The 18,430-nt window shown below is 72.9% G+C and carries 12 protein-coding genes; 5 read left to right on the top strand and 7 right to left on the bottom strand.

Annotated elements, in window-relative coordinates:
- The first annotated feature begins 65 nt into the window (after positions 1 to 65).
- Positions 66 to 1,991 (top strand): propionyl-CoA synthetase, encoded by a 1,926-nt coding sequence (locus G472_RS0119975; RefSeq protein ID WP_029009790.1) that lies wholly within the window; start codon positions 66 to 68, stop codon positions 1,989 to 1,991.
- A gap of 237 nt (positions 1,992 to 2,228) precedes the next feature.
- On the opposite strand, the gene G472_RS40660 is transcribed toward G472_RS0119975, so the two are convergent.
- Complete coding sequence (locus G472_RS40660; protein ID WP_281173357.1) at positions 2,229 to 2,363, bottom strand: hypothetical protein; 135 nt, start codon at positions 2,361 to 2,363, stop codon at positions 2,229 to 2,231.
- Between the two features lie 394 nt (positions 2,364 to 2,757).
- On the opposite strand from G472_RS40660, the gene G472_RS0119965 reads away from it, so the two are divergent.
- The 3 genes from G472_RS0119965 (at position 2,758) to G472_RS0119955 (ending at position 5,687) form a co-directional block, all read left to right on the top strand.
- A complete protein-coding gene (locus tag G472_RS0119965) occupies positions 2,758 to 3,930 on the top strand; it encodes a PQQ-dependent sugar dehydrogenase (protein WP_029009789.1) in 1,173 nt (390 codons plus the stop codon).
- A 276-nt stretch (positions 3,931 to 4,206) separates the two neighbouring features.
- Positions 4,207 to 4,716 carry a sigma-70 family RNA polymerase sigma factor gene (locus tag G472_RS0119960; RefSeq protein ID WP_029009788.1) on the top strand — a complete coding sequence of 170 codons (510 nt, stop codon included), beginning with the start codon at positions 4,207 to 4,209 and terminating at the stop codon, positions 4,714 to 4,716.
- Entirely contained in the window at positions 4,716 to 5,687 is a 972-nt protein-coding gene (locus G472_RS0119955) for an anti-sigma factor family protein (RefSeq protein WP_029009787.1), read from the top strand. The genes G472_RS0119960 and G472_RS0119955 overlap by 1 nt, the downstream gene beginning before the upstream one ends.
- A gap of 51 nt (positions 5,688 to 5,738) precedes the next feature.
- On the opposite strand, the gene G472_RS0119950 is transcribed toward G472_RS0119955, so the two are convergent.
- The 3 genes from G472_RS0119950 to G472_RS34470 all read right to left on the bottom strand — a co-directional run bounded on the left by G472_RS0119950 (position 5,739) and on the right by G472_RS34470 (position 8,060).
- The gene (locus G472_RS0119950; RefSeq protein WP_029009786.1) at positions 5,739 to 5,969 is read right to left on the bottom strand and encodes a hypothetical protein; all 231 of its coding nucleotides are present in this window, start codon (positions 5,967 to 5,969) and stop codon (positions 5,739 to 5,741) included.
- A 16-nt stretch (positions 5,970 to 5,985) separates the two neighbouring features.
- Complete coding sequence (locus tag G472_RS0119945) at positions 5,986 to 6,558, bottom strand: hypothetical protein (RefSeq protein ID WP_156927187.1); 573 nt, start codon at positions 6,556 to 6,558, stop codon at positions 5,986 to 5,988.
- A gap of 245 nt (positions 6,559 to 6,803) precedes the next feature.
- Positions 6,804 to 8,060: a class I SAM-dependent DNA methyltransferase gene (locus tag G472_RS34470; RefSeq protein WP_035693185.1), complete on the bottom strand. Its 1,257-nt coding sequence runs from the start codon at positions 8,058 to 8,060 to the stop codon at positions 6,804 to 6,806.
- Between the two features lie 119 nt (positions 8,061 to 8,179).
- Here G472_RS34470 and G472_RS40655 point away from each other — a divergent pair, with 119 nt between their 5' ends.
- Positions 8,180 to 11,803, top strand: a complete 3,624-nt coding sequence (locus tag G472_RS40655; RefSeq protein WP_084536795.1) for a tetratricopeptide repeat protein — start codon at positions 8,180 to 8,182, stop codon at positions 11,801 to 11,803.
- Here G472_RS40655 and G472_RS40650 read toward each other — a convergent pair.
- The 3 genes from G472_RS40650 to G472_RS34450 all read right to left on the bottom strand — a co-directional run.
- Complete coding sequence (locus G472_RS40650) at positions 11,727 to 17,627, bottom strand: tetratricopeptide repeat protein (RefSeq protein ID WP_156927186.1); 5,901 nt, start codon at positions 17,625 to 17,627, stop codon at positions 11,727 to 11,729. The genes G472_RS40655 and G472_RS40650 overlap by 77 nt on opposite strands.
- A complete protein-coding gene (locus G472_RS34455) occupies positions 17,624 to 18,061 on the bottom strand; it encodes a flagellar biosynthesis repressor FlbT (protein WP_051341060.1) in 438 nt (145 codons plus the stop codon). The genes G472_RS40650 and G472_RS34455 overlap by 4 nt, the downstream gene beginning before the upstream one ends.
- Before the next feature lie 138 nt (positions 18,062 to 18,199).
- Positions 18,200 to 18,430: flagellin (locus G472_RS34450; RefSeq protein WP_035693182.1), on the bottom strand; the 231-nt coding region annotated here is incomplete at its 5' end.

The raw sequence follows: 18,430 nt of genomic DNA, 5'->3' as shown, positions 1-18,430 counted from the left end.
ATGCGACGGATCGTTGCGCGGCGGACGGAGGAATCCGCACCAAACGAAAACAAAGGGACGCCCCGATGAGTCAGACGTCAGCCGCCACGTTCGATGCGATCCACGCCCGTTCGCTCGACGACCCCGAGGGATTCTGGGGTGAGGCCGCGGAGGAGATCACCTGGATCAAGCGCTGGGACACGGTCCTGGACGACAGCAACCCGCCCTTCTACCGCTGGTTCCGCGGCGGCGTCCTCAACACCTGCTACAACGCGGTCGACCGCCATGTGGAGGCGGGGCGCGGCGGCCAGGCGGCCATCATCTACGACAGCCCGGTGACCGGCACCGTCCAGACCATCACCTATGCCGAGTTGAAGGACCAGGTGTCCCACTTCGCCGGGGCGCTGCGCCGGCTGGGCGTGGAGAAGGGCGACCGCGTCATCCTCTACATGCCGATGATCCCGCAGTCGCTGGTGGCCATGCTGGCGTGCGCCCGGCTGGGCGCGGTGCACTCCGTGGTGTTCGGCGGCTTCGCCCCGCACGAGCTGGCGACCCGCATCGACGACGCCAAGCCGCGCGTCATCGTCTCCGCCTCCTGCGGCATCGAGCCCAACCGCATCGTCAAGTACAAGCCGATGCTGGACGCCGCCATCGATCAGGCCACCCACAAGCCGGAGCGCTGCATCGTCTACCAGCGCCCGCAGGAGCAGGCGGCCCTGGTGTCCGGGCGCGACGTCGACTGGAACGAGGCGGTGGCCAGCGCCCAGCCGGCCGAGTGCGTGCCGGTCGAGGCGACCGACCCGCTGTACATCCTCTACACCTCCGGCACGACCGGCCAGCCCAAGGGCGTGGTGCGCGACAACGGCGGCCACGCCGTGGCGCTGACGTGGACGATGAGGAACATCTACAACGTCCAGCCCGGCGAGGTGTACTGGGCGGCGTCCGACGTGGGCTGGGTGGTCGGCCACTCCTACATCGTCTATGGCCCGCTGCTGAACGGCAACACCACCCTGGTGTTCGAGGGCAAGCCGGTCGGCACGCCCGACGCCGGCACCTTCTGGCGGGTGATCCAGCAGCACAAGGTCGGTACCCTGTTCACCGCCCCCACGGCCTTCCGCGCCATCAAGCGCGAGGACCCCAACGCCGCGCTGCTGAAGAACTACGACCTGTCCTGCCTGCGCGCCCTGTTCCTGGCGGGCGAGCGGTCGGACCCCGACACGCTGCACTGGGCGGAGGACAATCTGAACGTCCCCGTCATCGACCACTGGTGGCAGACCGAGACGGGCTGGGCGATCTCCGGCAACCCGCTGGGCGTGCACCTGTTCCCCATCAAGTACGGCTCCGCCACCCGGCCCATGCCGGGCTGGAACGTGCAGATCCTGAACGCCGAGAACAAGGAGGTGCCGCGCGGCGACATCGGCGCCATCTGCGTCAAGCTGCCGCTGCCTCCCGGCACCCTGCCCACCCTGTGGAACGCCGACGAGCGCTACAAGAAGTCCTACCTGACCGAGTATCCCGGCTATTACCAGACCGGTGACGCGGGCTTCATCGACGACGACGGTTACGTCTACATCATGGCCCGCACCGACGACATCATCAACGTCGCCGGCCACCGCCTGTCGACGGGTGCCATGGAGGAGGTGCTGTCCTCCCACCCCGACGTGGCGGAATGCGCGGTCATCGGCGTCGCCGACCAGCTCAAGGGCCAGGTCCCGCTGGGCTTCGTGTGCCTGAAGGCCGGCGTCACCCGCCCCCACGAGGACATCGTGAAGGAGGTCGTGGCCCTGGTGCGCGAGCAGATCGGCCCGGTCGCCGACTTCAAGCGGGCGCTGGTGGTCGACCGCCTGCCCAAGACGCGCTCCGGCAAGATCCTGCGCGGCACCATGCAGAAGATCGCCGACGACCAGGAGTACAAGATGCCGGCGACCATCGATGATCCCGCCATCCTGCCGGAGATCGCCGAGGCCCTGAAGTCGCTGGGCTACGCCAAGGCCCACGGGGAAGTGGTGTAAGGTTTCCCGTTCCGCGCTGACGTCTCTCTCCCCCGCCTCCGGGCGGGGGAGAGAGAGGGGCACAACCGGTTCCGTCGCCGCGCCGCTGTCGGCAGCGCAAAGCCTTCACCGGGACGGCGCCGCTCTCACAAACCGGAGAGGCCGGTCAACTCCGCGTCGTGACCTCCCGGGATGGCACTACGACCGCCGACCTCGACCGCCAGGCGTGTGCCGCACATTCTGACCATCTTCTGACCATCAGGCGTTTCGCGCGACCGATCGCGCCCGGGTGTCGTCGTCGCCCTCCGGATGGACCCGGGTGAGGCTCAGGATCGGCCATGCCCGGCCGGGCAGGCGAAGGTACGCCTCGTCGATGACGAAGGCCGTGGCCATGTCGCGTCGCGCGTCAGTGTGCCGGTACCGACGGTCCGCCTGCCCGGTGTCTTGATGTGGGCGCCCGACATGGCGCCGCGCATCGTCATGGAACGCCCCCACCGGCCCCATCCTCGTCGTCCCGAAGATCGACGAAGACCTCGTCGAACACCCGAGGTACGGACCCGGCCGCCGCCGGTGCCCCTGTTTCGACACGGCCAAGGCGGAGGAGCACCTCGACATCCCGTGCCCGCGGCGGCGAGCAGGGATAATGCCGGTGCCGGTGCCCCCGGCCCGCTTCGCATTCCCTTCGCAACGCATCCTGCGCGGTCCTGTTGGTCGGAACGCATCCGTCCACACCCCAACCCGGCCGGCTTCGCCTGACCGGCGTCCGGCCCTGCCAAGGAGGACCGCCATGCGCTGCAAACGCACCGCATCCGTCGCCGCCGTTCTGGCCGCCTTTGCCCTCGCCGCCCCGGCGGGCGCGCAGGATACGTCCGGCCTGCCCGACGGAGCCGACAGCATCGAGACCATGGCCGGCCCCATTCAGGTGGAGGTCTTCGCCGACGGGTTGGAGCACCCGTGGGCCATTGCCTTCCTGCCCGACGGCCGGGCGCTGGTGACGGAGCGGCCGGGCCGGCTGCGCATCCTGGATGGCGACGGCGGGCTGTCCGACCCGCTGGAGGGCACGCCCGAGGTGTTCGCCCAAGACCAGGGCGGCCTGCTGGACGTTGCCATCGCCCCCGACTTCGACGAGAACCGGTACGTCTACCTGTCCTACGCCGAACAGGGCGAGGGCGGCACCGCGGGCACGACGCTGGGCCGCGGCACACTGGCCGATGACCGCATCGAGAACTTCGAGGTCATCTTCCGCCAGGAGAAGGTGGAAGGAACCAAGCACTTCGGCAACCGCATCGTCTTCACCGACGACGGGCACCTGTACCTGACGCTGGCCGAACGCTTCCTGTTCGATCCCGCCCAGGACCGCACCAACACGCTGGGCGCCATCGTACGCCTCGCCCGCGACGGCTCGATTCCCGAGGACAATCCCTTTGTCGGCGATGCGGACGCCCACGACGCCATCTGGTCGTACGGGCACCGCAACATCCAGTCGGCCGGCATCCATCCCGAAACCGGCGCGCTCTGGGTGGCCGAGATGGGGCCAATGGGGGGTGACGAGTTGAACAAGCCCGAAGCCGGTCAGAACTTCGGCTGGCCGATCGTCAGTTCCGGCCGCCACTACGACGGGCGCGCGATCGCCGATCCGTCCACCCGGCCGGAGTTCGCGCAGTCGGCCCTGATCTGGACGCCGGTGATCTCGCCATCGGGCATGGCCTTCTACCGGGGCGACCGCTTCCCCGAATGGCAGGGCAGCGCCCTGATCGGCGGGTTGAGCGGCAACACGGTGGTGCGGCTGACCTTCGACGGCGACACCCCGAGCGAGGCGGAGCGCATTCCCCTCAGCGCGCGCATCCGCGACGTGGCCGAGGGGCCGGATGGTGCCGTGTACGTGGCCATCGACCAGGAGAACGGCGCGGTCTGGCGCATCACGCCCATGGAGCCGGGCGACGAGACCGCGCAAGACTGAGCACCTCCGGGGGCGCCCCCATCGGCGCCCCCCTTTTGCGGCGAGATGAGGCAATTTTCGGTATGCCAACCCGCCGCACCACGATTTCGCCGAAATTTTGCTGCACGGGCACCAAGGTCTGGAATAAACGTGGATGACGCGCGTTCGTCGGGGTGACACCGGTTCCCGGCCGACGGTACGGGATCTCCGGCAACCCGGAACGAACGCCGCGTCTTCCTACCTGCGGGTGAGCCGTCCGCTTCGGCGGCGGATCGCCTGAACCGATCGGGTGCGCGGTTGAGCAAATTCGGGGTCGAGCTGGAAGTCCACATCGCGTCGCTCCGCCGCTACGCGCGTGCCTTGCTGCGCAATCGTACGGACGCCGAGGACCTGGTGCAGGAGGCGTTGACCCGTGCCGTGGCACGGGCGGACACCTTCAAGGCGGGGACGAACCTGCGGGCGTGGCTGTTCACCATCCTGCACAACGTCCATGTCAATCAGGTCCGCGCCCGCGCCGCCCGGCCGGACGAGGTGCCGGTCGAGGCCGTCGAGTCCCGCCTGGTCACCCCGGCCCGGCAGGAGGAACGGGTCGAGGTGCGCGATATGATGCGTGCCCTCGACCAACTGCCCGACGAACAGCGGCAGGTTCTGCTGCTGGTGGCGCTGGAAGGCCTGAAATACGAGGAGGTCGCCGCAACGCTCGGCGTCCCCATCGGCACGGTGATGTCGCGCCTGTCACGGGCGCGTGACGCCGTACGGGCGAAGCTGGCCAACGACGGATCGGTGGCCCTGCGAAGGGTGAAGTGATGGACGCGCACAGGGTGAAGGACGAGGAACTGCACGCCTACGTGGACGGACGCCTGGACGGCGACCGGCGCCTGGCGGTCGAACGGTGGCTGGCCGAGGACGCCGAGGCGGCCCGCCGGGTGGAGGACTACCGCGCCCAGGCGGCCCTGCTGCACGAGATGTTCGACAGCGTCCTGCGCGAAGAACCGCCGCGCGGCGTCAACGACCTGACCCAGCAGCTCAAAGGTCGCTTCGCCGGCAACGACAATGTTCCGACCTGGCACGCCCGCCCCTTGGTCCGCGTCGCCGCTGCGGTCATGCTGCTGGTGGTCGGCGCCGCCGGCGGTTATCTGGGTCACGGCGCCATGGTCCCGGTGGAGGTCGCAAAGGCACCCGCACCGGCGCCCGACCGGCCGACCCTGCAGACCTTCGCCGCCGAGGCCGCCAAGGCCCATCGGTTCTACACCGCCGACGAGCGGTTCCAGGTGGAGATGGGGGCCGAGGATCAGGGGGCGCTGGACAGTTGGCTGTCCCACCGCGTCGGCCGCTCCATCTTCGGGCCCGACCTGTCCGGTGCCGGATACCGCCTGATCGGCGGCCGCTCCCTGCCCACCGAGACCGGGCCGGGCGCCCAGTACATGTACCGCAACGACCAGAGCAAGCGGATCACCCTGTTCGTCGGCCAGCCGCCGGCGGGGCAGGAGGCGTCGTTCAGCTTCGCCCAGAACGGCGACGTCGCCACCTTCTACTGGGTGGAAGGCGGCTTGGCCTATGCGCTGATCGGCCGGCTGTCGAAGGACGAGCTGCTGGGCATCACCAAGGCCGTGTACGAGGACGTCAAGGCCGGCCGCAAGCCGCGCCAGCCCGCCCCGCAGCCGCAGGCGCAGCAGCCGGTGCAGCAGCCCGCCGAACAGCCCCAGCCGCAGATGCAGCACCAGGAGCAGAACCCGGTCCAGCCGGTGAGCGACACGCTGAAGCCAAAGGATAGCTGACGGCCCCGTGGACACGGCGATACCGGCGGCATCCTCCGGAAGCCGCCGGTATCAAACCACGATGTTGAGGTTCCGGCCGCGGGTCTCGGTCACCGTGCCGTCGGACGCCGGTCCTCCCGTAGCCCCCGCATCGGTGGAACCGCCGAGCAGAGCGGTTACCGCGTCCTGCTGCTGGCGCGCCGTCTGGTTCAGGGCGGTGATGCCGAAATTCATCTGCCCGAACGCCTGACGCATGGCCACGGCGGCACCGGTGACGGATGAGGCGGCGGGATCGACGGACATGGGACGGAAACTCCGTTCAGATCACCAGATCCACACGGCCGCCATTCCCGCCCGGTGAGGACACCGGGGACGACGTCGCGCCGGGGACGGGCGAGGTCGCCACAGCGGGCGACGGGGCGGCCGTCGCTCCGCCCGTACCCGGAGGGGGCGCACCTGCGGCAGTCGGGCTTGTGGACACACCGGATTCCGTGCGGCGCCCGGACGGTCGGCCGGGTTCGCCGGAACCCTGTTCGGGGCCGCCGACCACCAGGCGCAGATTGGGATTGCGGGCATCCCGCTCCTTGCGCTGCGCCTCTTCGTACTGCTTCAGCGCAACCTCGGAGGGAATCTGCGACAGCGTATCGCCGGTGGCCGGGTCACGATAGAGAAGGACGAGCTTGGATGCGTCGGCGTTGAAGGAGAAGGCGATGACCGGATACCGGCCGACGATCGGTTCCTCCTCCGCGCCCGGCACGCCGGTGGTGCGCTGAGGCTCCGAAGCGCCGTCCTTGGGAAGGACGCGGCCGTCCGGGCGTTCGCCGACGGGGAAGCCGCCGCGAGCCGCCGGGAAGGCCGCTGCCGAAGGCACGGCGTATGCGGCATTGGCCACGTACATATCCGTCGGTCCGGTCTGGAGCAATCAAAGGCCAGTTTACCGCGAATCCACGGCTCCGTAAAGGTTTTGTTCACGATTGCAGAGCACGCGTTGATTCACCCGGATTCAGCAGACGGCCCGAATTGGCGCACGAGTGCTTGCCCGCGATTCACGACGCAGCGATTCCGATTATCGCTTCTTTCGTAATAGGCATAAAAGAAGTGTCGGTATTCTGATCGTCGGTGTTTTCCGGTGCTTCCTCAGGTCCGGCGGCGGGCGGTAACCACCAGCCCCTCGACGGGGTGGCCGCCTTCATGACGCAGGACGGCACGAGTCATGCGAGGGTCGACCAGGCGGGCCGCCGCCAGCGCGCCGTCCACATGGGCCTCGGCGTGGGCATAGCGGCCATTCGGGTTGAGGCGGTGACCGGGGCCGTCCCCCGCCGCCGCACCGTCGGCCAGACGCTCCACCGTGAAGGCCAGCAGACCACCGGGCATCAGGGCCGCCGCGGCGCGGGCCAGCACCGTGTCCAGGGGGCCGAAGTAGCACAGCACGTCCGCCGCAACGATCAGGTCGAAGGCGGCCGGCCGGCCGGCCAGGAACGCCTCCAGTTCGGCCTCCGTCAGGGCGTCGTAGAGGCCGCGGGCGCGGGCGTGCTCCAGCATGCCCGGCGACAGGTCGACCCCTTCCAGCCGGCGCGCCAGGGGACGCAGGAAGGGTGCGCACAGGCCGGTGCCGCAGCCGGCGTCCAGCACGGTCCACCCGCCGTCGCCGTCGCCTCCCGTCCGCTCCGCCACCGCGGCCGCCAGCAGGGCCGGGGCACGGTAGTCCAGTTCGGCCAGCCGGTCCTCGAACTCCCCGGCGAAGCGGTCGAACAGCACCCGCACATAGCCGTCGGGGGCGCGCGCCTCGCCGCCGGCCCCGGTCAGCGCCGCCGCGGTGTGACGGGCCAGCGGCTGGTCGGGGTTCTCCGCGAGCCAGTCCGCGGCGATGCGCGCCGCGGCGTCCGCCGCCGCCGCACCGCGCTCATGCAGGAGATAGAGGGTGCTGCCCAGATTCTCGTGGGCCGGGGCCGAGCCGGCGTTCAGGCGCACGGCCCGCCGGTAGGCGGCGACCGCCGCCGCGGGATCGTCGGCGTCGCGCAGCAGGTTGCCCAGGTTGTTGTGGGCGTCGGCGTAATCGGGGGCGAGCGCCAGGGCGCGGCGGAGACGGGCGGCCGCCTCCTCCGGCCGGCCGGCCCGGCGCAGCGCCGATCCCAGATTGTAGTGCACCGCCGGGTGGTCGTACCGAAGCGCCAGCACCCGCCGGTAGAGAGCCACGGCGGCGCCATGGTGCGCCTGCGCATCGAGCACGCCGGCAAGATCGTTCAGGGCACGGGCGTGGGCGGGGTCCAGCGCCACCACGCGCCGGTACGCCGCCTCCGCCTCAGCCGGCCGCCCGGCGGCGACGAGGGCCCCCGCGGCGGCCAGCAGCCGATCGGCGGGGGAGGCGCGCAGGGAGGTGGGCCGTGGGGACAAGGGCGCTGGCCTCGGCATCGGGGGAGCGGGAGTCCCTATGTAGCGGCACTTGCGCGCGATGGCACGGCCATGTTGCCATGCGCACGACGGATCGGCGTGCGGCAGGGGCGGACGGAAGCATGGCGGAGGATCGCAACGGGGGCGGCGGGGCGGCGCGGGACGTGTCGGCACGGCTGGCCGAGGCGGTGGCGCACCACCGGGCCGGCCGTTTGCAGGACGCCGCCCGCGCCTACGACGCCGTGCTGGCGCTTCAGCCGCGGCACGCCGATGCCCTGCACCTGCTGGGTGTGCTGGCCATCCAGGCCGGCCAGCCCGCCACCGCTGTCGAACTCATCGGCCGCGCCATCGCGCAGGCCGGCGACATCGCCGACTACCACGACAATCTGGGCAGCGCGCTGGCCGCGGCCGGACGCCCCGCCGACGCCGTGGCGGCGCACCGGCGCGCCCTGGCGCTCCGCCCCGACTCGGCACCGGCCCGCTTCAACCTGGGGAATGCCCTGCACGCGGCGGGACGGCCGGACCGGGCGGCGGCCGCCTTCCGCGGCGCGCTCGCCCTGCGCCCCGACTACACCAAGGCGTGGTACAACTGTGGCAACGCGTTGCGCGATGCCGGCGACGCCGCGCGCACGGTGACCGCCTTCGCCCGCGCCGCGGCCCTGGAGCCGGGCATGGCGGAGGCGCGCAACAATCTGGGCGACGCGCTGGCGGCGGTCGGCCGGCTGGACGAATCGGTGGCGCAGCACCGCGCCGTCGTCCACCTGCGCCCGGACGACGCCACCGCCTGGTACAACCTGGGCACCGCCCTTCAGCAGAAGGCCGCGTACGAGGAGGCGGAGATCGCCTACCGCGAGGCACTGCGCCGCGCCCCCGGCCATGTGGGCGCGCTCAACAACCTGGGCAGCGTGCTGAAGCGGCTGGGGCGCCCCGACCAGGCCGAAGCGTGCCACCGCCTGGCGCTGAAGCACAGGCCGGACTTCGCCGAAGCCCTGTACAACCTGGGCAACGCCCTCCAGGCCCAGGGCAAGCTGGCACAGGCCGCCGAAACCTACGAGGAGGCCCTGGCCCGCAAGCCGGACCTCGCCACCGCCAGCTACAACCTGGCCCTTCTGGCGCTGCACCATGGCGATCTGCCGCGCGGCTGGTTCGGATACGACCGCCGCTTCGCCGCCGGCGAGGCGCGGCCGGACCGCCGCATCCCCCTGCCCCGCTGGCGCGGCGAGCCCATGGACGGCCGCCGCCTGCTGGTGTGGCGCGAGCAGGGGGTGGGCGACGAGATCCTGTTCGCCTCCTGCTATGGGGAGTCCGCGGCCACAGGCGGGGCCGTCGTCATCGAGGCGGACCGCCGCCTGGTATCGCTGCTGGCCCGCTCCTTCCCGGCCGCTACCGTGCGCGCGGAACGCTGCGACGCCGCCGGCGCGGAACCGGCGGAACCGCCCGATGCCGACGCGCAGGTGCCGGCGGGCACCCTGCCGCGCCATCTGCGCGGCAACCTCGCCCGCTTTCCGGCCCGCCCGTCCTGGCTGGTGCCGGACCCGGCGCGGATGGCGGCGTGGCGGGAGCGGATGGCCGCGGCGGGGCCGGGGCTGAAGGTCGGCATCGGCTGGCGCAGCAGCCTGATGACGCAGGAACGGCGCGGTGCGTACACCGCACTGGCCGACTGGGGCGCCCTGTTCGCGGTTCCCGGCGTGGAGTGGGTGAACCTTCAGTACGATGACTGCGCGGCGGAGATCACCGATGCCGAGGCGCGCTTCGGCGTGCGCATCCATCGTTGGGCGGACCTGGACCTGAAGGATGATTTCGAAGCGACGGCGGCGCTGATGGCGAATCTGGACCTTGTGATCTCGCCGGCCATGTCGGCGGGGGAACTGGCCGGGGCGCTGGGGGTGCCGGTGTGGCGCTTCGGGGCACCGGACTGGACCTGGCTGGGCACCGGGGTGCGGCCGTGGTTCCCGTCCATGCGCGTCTTCGCCCCGCGCCCGGGTGAAGGGCTGGTCGCGGTGCTGTCCCGCATGGCCACGGCGTTGCGCAGCCTCGCCGGGACGCCGCGGCACGGTACGCCGGAGCCCGCTGCGGCCATGCCGCCGACGGCGGCGGACGACGGGCAGGCGGAGGCGCACCTGACCGCGGCGATGGCCGCGCACCGGGCCGGCCGGCTGGCCGATGCGGAGGCCGGCTATCACGCCGTGCTGCGGCTGCGCGGCGACCATGCCGACGCCCTGCACCTTCTGGGGCTGGTCTATCACCAGGCCGGCCTGCACTCCGACGCGCTGGCCTGGCTGGACAAGGCGCTGGGCGTGGAACCCGACTTCCCGCTGGCCTGGAACCACCGCGGCCTCGTCCTGCAGGCCCTGGGCGACCGGGCGGCGGCGCAGGAGGCCTTTGCCCGGGCGGTGGCGCAGCGTCCGGACTTCGCCGACGCGCTGACCCATCTGGGCCTGCTGGTCCAGGGGCGCGGGGCGTGGGACGCCGCGGAGCGTTGGCACCGGCGCGCCATCCGGCTGCAGCCCGACAACGCCGCCGCCCACGCCAATCTGGGCTATGTGGACGAACAGCGCGGCCGGTTCGCCGCCGCCGACGGGCACTACCGCCGCACGCTCGCCCTGCGGCCGGACCTGCCCGACGCCCTGAACAACCGCGGCACCATGGACCGCGTGCTGGAACGGCCGGGCGACGGCGTCCGCTATCTGGAGCGGGCGCTGCGCGTGGACCCCGGCTTCGCCCTGGCGGGATGGAACCTCGGGCTGCTGCACCTGGCCCGCGGCGACCTGGCGCAGGGCTGGGACGGGTACGACCGCCGCTTCTCCGCCCGCCAGCTCCAGAAAGCCCGGCAGATCCCGGTGCCGCGGTGGACGGGCAACCGTCTGGCCGGACGCCGCCTTCTGGTCTGGAACGAACAGGGGCTGGGCGACGAGATCCTGTTCGCGTCCTGCTACCGCGACCTGGAGCGGGCCGGCGGGCCGGTGGTGCTGGAATGCGACCGCCGGCTCGTATCCCTGTTCGCCCGCGCCTTTCCCCGCGCCACGGTGCGGGCGGAGACGGTGGACGCCCGGGGCGGCGAGACCATCGACCCGCCCGACGTGGACGTGCAATGCCCTGCCGGCTCCCTGCCCCGTCTGCTGCGCGACCGGCCCGACCGCTTCCCGGCCGCCCCCGCCTTCCTGGCTCCCGACCCGGAGCGGGCCGCCCTGTGGCGCGAACGGGTGGCGGCCACCGGCCCCGGCCTGCGCGTCGGCATCGCCTGGCGCAGCCAGGTGGTCACCGCCCATCGGGAACGCTCCTACATCAGCCTGGGGGACTGGGCGCCCGTTCTGGCCGTGCCGGGCGTGCAGGCGATCACCCTCCAGTACGGCGACTGCGCGGCGGAGATCGCCGACGCCGAAGCCCGGTTCGGCGTACGCATCCACCGCTGGGCGGACCTGGACCTGAAGGACGACCTGGAAGGGGTGGCGGCGCTGGTGGCGAACCTGGACCTGGTGCTGACGCCGTCCATGGCGATCGGCGAACTGGCGGGCGCGCTGGGGGTCCCCGTATGGCGGATCGGCGTCCGGGATTGGACGTGGCTGGGGACCGGGGTGCGGCCGTGGTTCCCGTCCATGCGCGCGTTCGCGGCGCGTCCCGGCGAAGAGTTGAGAGACGTGCCGCGGCGCATCGCCCGTCTGTTGACGGCTATGGCCGGAGGGCCGACAGGCAGCGGGCCATGGCGACCAGCGCCGCCGGCAGCGGTTCGCCCCGACCGGGGGTGAACAGGCGCATGGACGGAAACCACGGCCGCACCGCCTGCCCGAGGGCGCTCCAGTCACCCGCCCCGGCGAAGCGCCAGACCGGCACGCCCAGGGCGCCGGCCAGTTCGCCGACCGCGGTCGCCGGGGTCAGCACCAGATCCAGGTTCGCCACCAGTGCCGCCACTCCTTCCAGGTCGTCCTTCAGGTCCAGGTCGTCCCACCGGTGAACGGACACGCCGTACGTCTTTTCCGCCGCCCGCAGTTCCGCCGCGCAGTCCCCGTACTGAAGGCTGACGAACACCACGCCGGGAACGGCGAACACGGCGCCCCAGTCGGCCAGCGCGGTGTACGCGTCCAGCCGGTCCGGCGTCATCAGCCCGCTGCGCCAGGCGATGCCGACGCGCAGGCCCGGCGCCAGCGCGGCCAGGCGATCCCGCCAGGACGCCACGCACCCGGGATCGGGCCGCAGGTAGCCGGCTCCGGCGGGGAAAGCCCCCGGCCCCGGTCTCAACCGGCGCGGAAGGGAGCCGGCGGCGGCGTGCCAGTCCACCCGCACCCCGGACGCCGGGCCGCCGTGCGTCGCGGCGCCGTGCACGTCGGCTGCCGGGAAGGAGCGGGCGAACAGCGGGACCAGCCGCGGGTCGCACTCCACGACCACGCGCCCGGCCCGGGCGATCAGGTCGGGCAGGCAGGAGGCGAACAGGATCTCGTCACCGACCCCCTGCTCGCGCCACACCAGGATGCTGCGGCCGGTGAGGTCCTCGCCCTGCCACGGCGGCGCATCGATCGGCCGGACAGCACCGGCCAGCGCGCGGGCGCGGAAGCGATGGTCGTAGCCCGCCCAGCCCGCGGCCGTATCGCCCGCGGCCAAGCGCAGCATGCCCAGGGTGAAGTGGGCAGCGGCGTGGTCCGGATCGACCGTCAGCGCCCGGCCGCACCAGCGCTCCGCCGCGGCGGCACGCCGGTCCTCCCGGTGCAGGCGCCCGAGGTTGGCCAGGGCATCGGCGAGATCCGGCGCCAGGGCCAGAGCGCGGCGGCAGGCGGCGAACGCCCCCTCCCGGCGCCCCAGCCGGCGCAACGCCACCCCCAGGTTCACCCACGCCGCGACCAGCCCGCGGTCGCGAACCAGGGCCGCCCGATGCAGGACCTCCGCCTCCGCCGCCCGGTCGAGGCGCAGCAGCACCGCTCCCAGATTGTCGCTGGCCGCGGCGAGGCCGGGGTCCGTCGCCAGCGCCCGGTGGTGGCACAGCGCCGCGGCGTCCAGCGCGTGGCAGGCTTCCAGCGCGTTGCCGAGATTGGTCAGCGCCGCGGCGTCGTCCGGCCGCAGCGCCAGGGCGCGGCCCAGAGCGGCCGCCGCCGCCGCCGGGCGGCCAAGGGCCAGCAGGGCACAGCCGAGGCTGACCCGGGCCGCCGCGAAGTCGGGCCGGCGGGCCAGCGCCGCGGTGATGCGGTCGACGGCACCCCCGTGGTCCCCTCCCTGGTGCGCCAGCAGGCCCGAGAGGTGGAGCGCCACCGGATCACCGGGACGCCGGTCGAGCACCCGCGCGTACAGGTCAGCCGCGGCGTCCCGGCGGCCGTGGCGGTGGTGCTCCGCTGCCTCCTCCAGCATGCGGTCGGTCTGCGGATCGCCATCGGGAGGAACCGGCACCGGCGGGTGGGAGAGGCGGCGCAGCGCCGCGGCCATGCGGGCCGGCACATCGGCCAGCCCCTCGCCCGGCCCGGGGGCGAAGACGCGCATGGAGGGGAACCACGGCCGCACCCCGGTGCCCAGCCACGTCCAGTCCGCCGCCCCGAAGCGCCACACCGGCACCCCCAGCGCCCCGGCCAGTTCCCCCGCCGACATGGCCGGCGAGATCACCAGGTCCAGATTTGCCATCAGCGCCGCCGCCGCCTCGAAGTCATCCTTCAGGTCCACGTCCGTCCAGCGGTGGATGCGCACGCCGAAGCGCGCCTCGGCATCGGCGATCTCCGCCGCGCAATCGTCGTACTGAAGGTTCACCCACTCCACGCCGGGAACCGCGAACAGTGGCCCCCACGCGTCCAGGCGGATGTATGCCCGGCTGCGCTCCTGCGTCATCAGACCGCTGCGCCAGCCGATGCCGACCTTCAGCCCCGGGCCCGCCGCCGTCAGCCGCTCCCGCCACGCCGCCACCCGCGCCGGGTCCGGAACCAGCCAGGCCGGGCGGGTCGGAAAGCGGGCGAGGTCGCCGCGCAGATAGCGCGGCAGCGTACCCGCCGGCACCTGCGCGTCGGCGTCCCGCGGATCGGCCGACACCGGCCGCACGGTGGCGCCGGGAAAGGAGCGGGCGAACAGGGACACCAGCCGGCGGTCGCATTCGATGACCACCCCGCGCGCCCGCGCCGTCAGGTCGGCGTAGCAGGAGGCGAACATCACCTCGTCTCCCACGCCCTGCTCCCGCCACACCAGCAGCCGCGCCGCGGCGAGATTGCCGCCGCGCCACGGCCGCGCCGCGAGCCGCCGGCCCTGGCCGCGGAACTGGTCGGTGGCGAAGCGCCAGTCGTGCTCGGCCCAGCCCTCGCGCAGCGCCCCGCGCTCCAGCAGCAGGTGGGCCAGGTTGTAATGGGCGCCGGCATGCCGCGGCGCCAGCGTCAGGGCCGCGCGATAGGCGTCCTCGGCCTCCGCCGCCCGGCCGATCCGGCGCAACAGGTGGCCCAGGTTGGCATGGGCGTCGGGCGACGCGCCGTCCAGGGCCAGAGCACGGCGATGGCAGGCTTCGGCCTCCACCGCCCGGCCGCCGGCGGCGCAGGCGCTGCCCAGGTTGGTCCATGCGGCGGCGCTGCGGTCGTCCAGCACCAGCGCGCGGCGCAGGCTCGCCTCGGCGGCGGCGTACCGCTCGGCCCCGTTGTGGGTTGCGCCGAGGTTGACGTGGGCCTCGACCAGAGCGGGGTCAACGGCCAGGGCCCGGCGGTGGCCGGCCGCCGCCGCGGCTGCGTCGCCGCGCCCCGCCGCCAGCGTGCCGAGCCGGCTGTGCGCCGGGGCCAGATAAGGCTTCAGCAGGACGGCGCGCCGCGCGCACCATGCCGCGGCCTCCGGCTCGCCCAGCAGCGCCAGCAGGGCGCCGCGGTTGTGCCAGTGCTCGGCCCCGTCGGGCTCGGCGGCCACCGCGTTGGCCGCCGCCGCCGCCGCCGCGGGCAGCCGTCCCAGCGCCTGCAAGGCACCCGCCATCCCGGCATGGGCGGCGGCGGTGCCGGGGTCGCCGGCGGCGGCCCGGCCGAAGTGATCCGCCGCCGCCGCCGCGTCGCCGCGCCGCTTCAACAGGACCGCCAGCAGATGGTGGGCGACGGGGTGATCCGGCTGCGTCTCCAGCACCGCGCGTACGCTGCGTTCCGCCGCGGCCGCGTCGCCGGCGCGGTACAGGGCCACCGCCTCCGCCACCGCCGCCGGGTCGGGCGGGGGGAGCGGCGGCGGCGATTCCGGCGGGCGGGCCAGGCGGCGCAGTTCCGCGGCCATGCGAGCCAGCACCTCCACCAGCCCCTCGCCCGGCCGCGGGGCGAAGACGCGCATGGAGGGGAACCACGGCCGCACCCCGGTGCCCAGCCACGTCCAGTCCGCCGCCCCGAAGCGCCACACCGGCACCCCCAGCGCCCCGGCCAGTTCCCCCGCCGACATGGCCGGCGAGATCACCAGGTCCAGATTTGCCATCAGCGCCGCCGCCGCCTCGAAGTCGTCTTTCAGGTCCACGTCCGCCCAGCGGTGGATGCGCACGCCGAAGCGCGCCTCGGCATCGGCGATCTCCGCCGCGCAGTCATCGTACTGAAGGTTGACGTACACTACGCCGGGGATGGCGAACAGCGGCCCCCACTGGTCCAGCCGGGTGTACGCGCGGCGCCGGTCCGTGGTCATACGGCTGCTGCGCCAGCCGATGCCGACCTTCAGCCCCGGGCCCGCCGCGGCCAGCCGTTCCCGCCACGCCGCCAGCCGCACCGGGTCGGGCACCAGCCAAGCCGGCCGGGACGGGAAGTCCCCGAGGCGCTCCCGCACCAGCATGGGCAGCCGGCCGGCCGGCACCTGGACGTCGCAGTCGGGCAGAATTATCGTTTCCCGGCCGTCCGCACCGGCGCTTTCCGGCCGCACCGTCGCCTCCGGAAACGAGCGGGCAAACAGGGACACCAGCCGGGCGTCGCACTCGATGACGGTGCGCCCGGCCCGGGCCGCCGCGTCGGCGTAGCAGGAGGCGAACATCAGTTCGTCCCCCACGCCCTGCTCGCGCCACACCAGGAGCGTACGCCCCGCCGCGGAGGGCTCGTCCCAGAGCGGCGCGTCGATGGCGCGATCCACATAACCGCGGCTGCGAAACCGCCACTGGTAGTCGCGCCACCCCGCCTCCAGATCGCCCAGCGACAGGCGGATCAGACCGCGGTTGAAGCGGGCGACCGCCTGTCCGGCATCCAGCCTCAGGGCGCGCACCATCGGTGTTTCGGCGTCCGGCGCGGACGTCCGCGACCATCGGGCCAGACCGAGGTTGGCCAGCGCGTCGGCGTAGGCCGGTTCCACCGTCACCGCCATGCGGTGCAGACGCTCGGCCTCCTCGAATCGGCCGTGAATCTGCATGACCAGGCCGAGGTTGGTCAGAGCCTGGACATGGCCGGGGTTCAGGCGCAGGGCGCGGCGCTGCAACCGTTCGGCGGCGTCGAGCCGGTCCCGCCCCTGGTGGATCAGGCCCAGATTGGCCCAGGCATCGGCAAAATCGGGTTGCAGGGCCACCGCCCGGCGGCGCAGCGCTTCGGCCGGCCGCGACCGCTTGCGCGCGGCATGGATGCTGCCGAGGTTGTTCACGGCCCGGGCGTGGTCCGGACGCAGGCGCACGGCACGGCCGTAGGCGACACCGGCGTCGTCGAGGTGCCGCGCATCCTCCAGCCCGGTTCCGAGATTGTTGAGCGCCGTGGCGTCATCGGGACGCAACACCAGGGCCCGGCGCAGAACCGCCTCGGCCACGGCCGGCCGGTGCAGCCCGAACAGGGCGATGCCAAGGTTGTTGAGGGCCGCACCGTAGCCGCCGTCGAGCGTCAGGCAGCGGCGGAAGACGGCAACCGCTTCGGCAAGCTTTCCTTGCGCCTGCAACACGCTGCCCAGGGCGAACAGCAGCCGCGGCCGGTCGGGGGCCGCCGCCGCCGCCGTGCGCAGAGCCGGCTCCGCCGCAGCATGGCGCCCGCTTTCCAGCAGCAGGTGTCCCAGCCGGGTGTTCAGGTCCGGATCACCCGGCGCGTCGGATCGGGCCCGCCGCAGCGCCAATTCGGCGTCGGGGTGGCGCAGCGTGGTCAGGGCCAGGGCCAGGGCTCGCCAAGCCGCGGCGTGGCCGGGGGCCCGCACCACCACCTCGCCCAGATGCGGAGCCGCCAGGTCCGGCTGCCCGGCATCGGCGTAGATCATGCCCAGGCGATAGCGGGCGTCGATGTGATCGGGCCGCAGGGCCAGGGCCGCGGTGTAGGCGCGCTCCGCCTCGCCGTGGCGCCCGATGGCCTGAAGGGATCGTGCCAGATCGTAGTGCAGGTCGGCATCGCCGGGGTCCAGCGTCGCGGCCCGGCGGAAGCGGGCCGCGGCGGCCGGCGCGTCACCGCGCGCGGCCAGCAGCACGGCCAGGCTGCGCCACGCCGGCGCAAGGGCCGGGTCGGCCGCCAGGGCCGCGGTGATGCGCACCGACGCCCGTTCCGCGTGCTTCATCTGGAAGGCGAGCACGCCCGCGAGGTGCAGCGCCTCGGCGTTTCCGGGATCGGCCGTCACGGCCCGGCGGTAGAGCGCCTCCGCCTCGTCCATCCGGCCGGCGCGGTGCAGCGCGACGGCGTCGGCGAACGCGGCACCGGCCCGGATCTCCGGACCGGTCACGGCACCGGATCGGTGTGCGGGTCGCCTCCGTCATCGCCATCGGGACCGCTCGCGGCCATGCCGCCGGTCCCGCCGGACCGGAACAGCTTCCGGCAGATCTTCAGCGCCCGGTAATAGTTCTGCGCCCTCACCAGCCGCTCGATCTCGTCCAGGTCCCGAAGGCTGTCGGGACGGGCGGCGCGCGTTTCATCGAGAATGGCGCCGAACCGGGTCAGGTTCAGCTCCGCATCTTCGGGGAAGATGTAGATGAGCTGTATGACGAAGTAGAGCTTCTTCTCGATGCAGTCGATCTGCTCTTCCTTCAACACCTCCCGCCCGCGCAGGAAATTGGCGGTGTTGTAGAGGAAGAAAGAGCCCGGCCGATCGCCGGCACCGATGACGGCACCGTTGATGATGACTTTTTCGTTGGGACGAAGGACGAACTTCAAAGGCATGAGAGACTACCCGGGGCCTGCCGAACGACGTGTCGCCGCCACGGGTCTCACCGCCCGGCACGCGCCGCACCACCAAAGAAAACGGGCGGCGGCTCGCGCCGCCGCCCGCCCGGGGCGATCCTACCCCAACCCGCCGGTTTAGAACAGCCGCAGGATCGACTGCTGCGACTGGTTGGCCAGCGACAGGGCGATGGAGCCCAACTGCTGCTGCGTCTGCAGGGCCAGCAGCTTGGCGCCTTCCTCGTTCTGGTCGGCCAGCGTCAGCTTGTTCGCACCTTCCACCAGCACGTCGCTGAACTCCTTGGTGAAGCTCTCGCGGGTGGTGATGACGTTCAGGTTCGTCGACAGCGTCTGCGAGGCCGAGCGCAG

The sequence above is a fragment of the Azospirillum halopraeferens DSM 3675 genome (assembly GCF_000429625.1).
GTDB classification, from domain to species: Bacteria; Pseudomonadota; Alphaproteobacteria; order Azospirillales; family Azospirillaceae; genus Azospirillum; species Azospirillum halopraeferens.
Note: the sequence above shows the minus strand (reverse complement) of the source record. Positions and strands in the feature narration are given on the sequence as shown.

Bases quoted from the DNA above. Each gene is read 5' to 3' on its own strand.
- G472_RS0119955 (WP_029009787.1), top strand. From the start codon at position 4,716: ATGGACGCGCACAGGGTGAAGGACGAGGAACTGCACGCCTACGTGGAC.
- G472_RS40655 (WP_084536795.1), top strand. From the start codon at position 8,180: ATGGCGGAGGATCGCAACGGGGGCGGCGGGGCGGCGCGGGACGTGTCG.
- G472_RS0119965 (WP_029009789.1), top strand. From the start codon at position 2,758: ATGCGCTGCAAACGCACCGCATCCGTCGCCGCCGTTCTGGCCGCCTTT.
- G472_RS0119950 (WP_029009786.1), bottom strand. From the start codon at position 5,969: ATGTCCGTCGATCCCGCCGCCTCATCCGTCACCGGTGCCGCCGTGGCC.
- G472_RS34455 (WP_051341060.1), bottom strand. From the start codon at position 18,061: ATGCCTTTGAAGTTCGTCCTTCGTCCCAACGAAAAAGTCATCATCAAC.
- G472_RS0119975 (WP_029009790.1), top strand. From the start codon at position 66: ATGAGTCAGACGTCAGCCGCCACGTTCGATGCGATCCACGCCCGTTCG.
- G472_RS40660 (WP_281173357.1), bottom strand. From the start codon at position 2,363: ATGGCCACGGCCTTCGTCATCGACGAGGCGTACCTTCGCCTGCCCGGC.